Below are 5,390 nucleotides of genomic sequence, written 5' to 3' on the forward strand. Positions count from 1 at the left end.
CCATTCCGCGTCCGACATGTCCGACGGGTAGCGCGGCGCCCGATCTGGCTGGTCGGCCGCGTTGCCGTACACGTGCGCGAGGCAATCGCACGACACGGCGGATGAGTTGAAGTCGACAGGCGTGACCGCGTACACATAGGACAACGGGGTCTCCTTGGACCGCTCGGTGAGGTTCGCACCTCCGAGCTACCAAGGGACCCCGCCTTCATGCACCGGCCAACCGAAGATCACCCGCCCGGGAAACGCGTTCGACCCACACGTTCCATGATCGGTTGAGATACGGCTTCTAAACCCAAAGCGTTTCAGATCAATAAGTATGGTGCCGCACTCGACCAGCGCATGCACCAGGTGGAGTGCGGCTGGATGGGGATGGGCTCATGAATTGAGACTTCGAACATCTCTCAACGGCACGGGCGCTTTGTGCGTTGCGCCCTTTGCGACCGCCACACAATCGGTAGCCACCAGGGAAACGTTCATCGAAAACCTCTAACCCTCAAGGACGACCATGTAGCTAGAAGGCCGCCCTGGCGCCGGAGCAATTTTCCTAAATTCTCCCTGGACTAGCACTTCACGCAAAGCCCGATAAACCGCCTTTACTCGACTTTCCCGGTATTCATCAAACCAGGAAGTGGCCTGAAGCATCACCGAGCCGTTCGGAAGAATCGAGATCGAATGAAAAGCATTCGACTCACCCAGGACCTCTACCCCCCCCAAATGCTGCACGACGCCTTGGGAAACCACCGTGAGCCACGAGTAGCCCCTGAGCGTATCGCGCCATTTCGGCGTATTCAGCGTTGGAATACGGCCAGGCCCACGGAGGCAACTTTCAAGCTCAGTACGCCCACCGGCATGCACATATGAGAGATGACCAAAAACTACATTGAATTGGCCACACGCCCATTTCACCAAATGCAGCAATCGAGAATGAGACGCCCGCTTAGAGGAGGTCTCGATCAAAATTGCTTCATCAAAATGATAGGACAGCTTCACATAATTGGGCAGCTCATCGTCAAATGAGACATGCAGGCGAATTTCAGCACCTCCGACTTCACCGGCCTCAGAATACCCTCCGATCTCAACCCCGGAAACCTCTGACCTTTCATCGAGATTAACTTTGAGCCAGTCAAACGCTTCCTCGACGTAGGGATTGTAGAAGGTCTCGAATGAATCTCGAGACGACACAAAGACAGTTCCCCAGAGCGCACCATGTTTCCGTGCAGGGATGCTATCGCGTAGACGCAAAAAACCATTCTTCGACACGCGGAGGGATTTTTGAAGCGCCTGAAGTTCCCCCGAGATGGCAATTTGAGAAAGCCCCTCAGTGAGCCACCGAAACGCGACGCTTGACAGCTCATCCGGACTCTCACTGTAAACCGTAAGCTCCACTACAAGATCATGGCTGAGGCCAGAGTTTACTGCAGAAAACGCATCCATACTTCACCTTCAAAACTGCGAGGTTGGGTGGGGAGCTACGCAACCTCCCCACCCAACATGCTACCTGGCGCAAGCCGGCCCGCGCAGATCCCCTACCCGACGCCGAATGGGTCCGTCACCACTTTCCCCATTACGTAGAGGAATCCTGCCCCAACAGCACCCCAAGCGATCTTCTTGCTTTGCTCAGGGGTTGGTTGCCACGCCTGAATCGTAAGTGGCATTGGCACAGGTATCGGCTCCATTCCTTTCGGCGGCTTGGACCTCTGATTTCGGGTCCACCAGCCGACAACCCCTTGATACTGAGGGCCAGTACGCGGCGATTTTGCTCGGGTTCGAGTTGACTGCGCAACTAGCTGCTGTTTGGGGTTTAGCGGATCAATCGTCGCTATCTGCGGGAGTTCCCAACCACGGTGAACAGTTCGACCGAATACCTTCTTATCCTCAATCTTCTGCTGTGCCCTGATGTACCGGTCGAGCGTTTTCGGGCCCTCTGCTTCAGCAGTTTTTGCCGATTTCATTTCCCAAATGAACATGTCATCGCCCCAGATGACGACTATGTCCGCCCACCCCCCCTTTCCATTTTTGCGCTGAGCCCCTGGGATCCAGTACTCAGTATGCACTTGAACCTCAGGGTTCAATATGGCCTGAGACTGCAGAAAAGCCGCCATGGCCGCCACTGCCGCATCGTGCCGGATCTTGTCTGCTGCAATATCGGGACCGGACCGACCCTTAGGTTTTGGATCGTCTCCCCCGCTTGACGAACCACCACTTTCTCCCGGTTCCGAATCTGGTTCCGAGGAGCTATCGTGTCGGACTTCGCTATGACCGGTACCATCATCGATCCACAGGCCAGAGGGATCCGCTGAGGTAACGGGGGAGTTGTTCCCGTAAGCGTAGCCGTTTAGGGATTGGTGCTGGTCAGTGTCCAATACAGGGTCAGCGCTTATGAACTGACCGATACTCGGGTCGTATTCGCGGGCGCCGACGTGAGTAAGACTGGTGACCTTATCTACGGGTTTACCTAGAAATACCTTGTCGTCAGGCCAAGTGGTCGGGCTGGTACCCCGGGGTGCACCGAAAGCAGTGGTGTAGCGCTTAGTGACGGCTTGAGTGGTCGCATCTATAGCGAGGCTGCTGGTGTTGTGGTGATCGCCCGCAAGGAAGCTGAGGTTGGTACCTGCGATACCAGCGGTGCTTTTGCGGATGGCGATAGTCTCATCCGCGACGCTGTAGTAGCGGGTACCTGTGATGGTCTTGGCAGCGCCCTTGGTGGTGAGCCGGACTTCGGTGCTGCCGAGGTAGAGAACAGTGTCGCCGTCGCCGGTTGCGCGACGGATGAGCAGTTCGCCGTCGGCGTCGTAGAGGTAGCCGGTGTTGAGCGCCGGCTTGCTGCCAACAGAGGGTTCGCTAGTGGAGGCGAGCTTGCCTTCGGAGTCCCAGGTAAGCGTCTGGTTAGCCTGAGTTCCCGGACGCATCCTCGTGTTGCCGGACTTGTCGTATGCATAGCTGCCCGGGCGCCCACCGCTAGTACTGATCAGGGGGTGTGGCTGACCAGTGGCGGTGCCGTAGCTGTAGTTGGTGGTGGTGTTGCCCGTGCTCGTGTGGGCAACTTCGGTCTCGCGCTGGCCGACAGTGTTGTAGGTGTAGCTGGTCCAGTAAGGGGCTGGACCAGCTAGATCGGCAGTGGTTCGGCCAGCTGGGGCGCAGTCGGCGGTTTTGGGGGTCCAGGCTTCGCTTAGGCGGAGGTAGGTGTCATAGGCGAAGCATTGGTAGTCAGGCTCGTGGGTGCCGTCGATTGTCGCCTTGTCAAAGATGCTGGTGATATTTCCGGCTTGATCCTGAGTGAAATCGAGGTCCTGCAGTCTGCCGGTGTGTGTTTCATCACTGACGCTGGTGTTGGTGAGACGACCGGTGCCAGCTTCGTAACTGTTTGAAATGCTGACGGTGTTGGTGTTGACAACGCCTAGTCGCAACTGCCAGAGCTGCCCAAGCTGCGAGTAGGCGATGTTCTGTACGTAGTCGCTGGTGCCAGAAAGTTGTTCCGGAAGACCGAAGGTGTTGTAGTGAGTCTGAACCGTCTCCCGGGGCAGGCCTGCGACTGCAGGAGCTGTGGTGGTGCTGAGCGTTCCATCGAGACGGTAGTCGGACTCGAAGTCCAGAGTGGAGGTGACCGCTCCCGACGTCACCAACGGATCATCGTCGGGCAGGACGAGACGGGTTTCAGTAACCCTGCCTCGGGTGTCGTAGGCAGTTATCTGCTTGGTGTAGGCCGTGCCGGTGGTTCCGCTGCCGCCTACATATCGGGTCGAGGCTGCGGGCAAGCCCTTGAGGATCGAGTCGAAGCTCCAGTGGGCCAGCTTGTTCCCATCGGTGCGGGAGTTCTGCCACTGCTCAATCTTGCGGCCGAGTTCGTCATAACTGTATAGGAGCGTGTTGCCGTTTGCGTCGGTTGTTGTGTCGATCTGGTCAAGGGCCGTGAACTTAGTGGTGCTGGTTCCCTGGTCGGGGTCAGTTGTACTCGTTTGACGGCCGAAGAGGTCGTAAGTGTAGGACCACTGTGCGTTGTCGGGTCCGGTGATCAGTTTCTGCTTGTCGTCGGGGGTGTACTGCGTTTTGACGCTCGTGAAGCCGGGCCCGCTAGCTGCGCCGTAGGCAGGGTCGGCGGGGCTGGTACTGGCGTAGGTTCGAGTCTCGACGGTGCGACCGAGGGCATCGGTAATGGTGCGCGAGGCGTTTCCGCCGTTGGGTGCGGTAGTGGCGGTGGAGTCACCGGTGTAACTGGTGGTGGTGCTCCACTTCTTCACGCCGAGGACATTGAGGGTGCTGGCAGTGGGGCGACCCGCACCGTCGTACACGGTCTGGGTCAGCGCCGGGGTGTGCGCGAAGTCGCCCTGTGTGTAAGTTCCATTGGGATCGGTGGTGCTGTCGTAGATGTCGGCGTGCGAATCAACGGCCAAGCCGCGTGAGTCGTACCGAATGTCGGTGAGAATCCGGCCGCCGGTGACTGAGGGGGTCTGCGTCTGGACGGGCCGTAGGAGGGAGTCGGTAATGGCATAGCTGGTCTTGTATGTCTTTCCGTCGGCTTTGAGAGTGGACACCGAAGTCCAGGGCTGGCCGGTGCGTTCGAACTGGTAGCCGTAGGTAACGGTGGCTGTATCGTTGCCGGACTTGCTGCGTTCGGGTGTCCAGGTGGCGGTGATGCGGCCGAGGGCGTCGTAAGTGTTCTCGGTTTTCTTCAGGTTCGGGTCAAGCGTGTAGGTGACAGTGCCGCGGGCGGGGTCGTAGTACGTATAGACCCTGTGCTGTTGCCCGTTAGACGTGAGCCTCGGAGAGGCAATGACCTTGGAGGTCAGCGGCCCCGATGCGGCGGGATAGTAGGTGGTGGTGGTCGTGTTGCCCTTGGCGTCGGTGACGCTCACGGGGCGACCGAAGTTCGCCGCACCGGTATCGAAGGTGGTCTTGGTGGTGGTCTGCCAGCCGCCATCGACTGCGGGATGGCGGTCGGCAGTGCCGTTAGCTGCGGGATAGGCCTGAGCCCTGCCAGCCCAAGTGGCCAGGCCCAGGGTGGGCTTTTGTGCGTAGACCCAGCCGGTGGCGTCGGGGGTGTCGTAGACGACGGCGGTGTCGGACAGGACGTCGCCGCGAGACGCGGTGTTGGTGGGCAGGCTCAGCTGGTCGTCGGTGACTGCTTCACCGGCGGAGTCGTAACAGTTGCTGGCGGTGACCCGAGTCCGTGAGACGAGGCTGGTCAGGCCGACGTCGGGGTTGCGGGCGTACCAGATGCGGGTGCACGTCTCGTCACCGGTTTTGGCGGTGTCGCCGGAGTTCTGGCTCCGGTACTTCATGCCGTAGCTGTCGAAGTGAGGTTCCCCCGTTGCTCGGGAGGTGCTGATCAGCTGGTCAGGGCGGGTTGGCGGGGTTTCAGGTTCGCTCGTTCGGCCGTTGCCTGCTCGGCG

The 5,390-nt window shown here is 59.2% G+C and carries 2 protein-coding genes; both read right to left on the bottom strand.

Annotated elements, in window-relative coordinates:
* Nucleotides 1–486: 486 nt before the first annotated feature.
* Entirely contained in the window at nucleotides 487–1,434 is a 948-nt protein-coding gene (locus ABZ564_RS32600) for a hypothetical protein (protein ID WP_360863105.1), read from the bottom strand.
* A 92-nt stretch (nucleotides 1,435–1,526) separates the two neighbouring features.
* The gene (locus tag ABZ564_RS32605) at nucleotides 1,527–5,279 is read right to left on the bottom strand and encodes an RHS repeat-associated core domain-containing protein (protein WP_360863107.1); all 3,753 of its coding nucleotides are present in this window, start codon (nucleotides 5,277–5,279) and stop codon (nucleotides 1,527–1,529) included.
* Nucleotides 5,280–5,390: the final 111 nt, after the last annotated feature.

This window comes from Streptomyces sp. NPDC019224 (assembly GCF_040632605.1).
Taxonomy (GTDB): domain Bacteria; phylum Actinomycetota; class Actinomycetes; order Streptomycetales; family Streptomycetaceae; genus Streptomyces.

What these genes read in the sequence shown, in the direction of transcription:
- ABZ564_RS32600 (WP_360863105.1), bottom strand. Translation starts at nt 1,434, where the DNA reads ATGGATGCGTTTTCTGCAGTAAACTCTGGCCTCAGCCATGATCTTGTA.
- ABZ564_RS32605 (WP_360863107.1), bottom strand. Translation starts at nt 5,279, where the DNA reads ATGAAGTACCGGAGCCAGAACTCCGGCGACACCGCCAAAACCGGTGAC.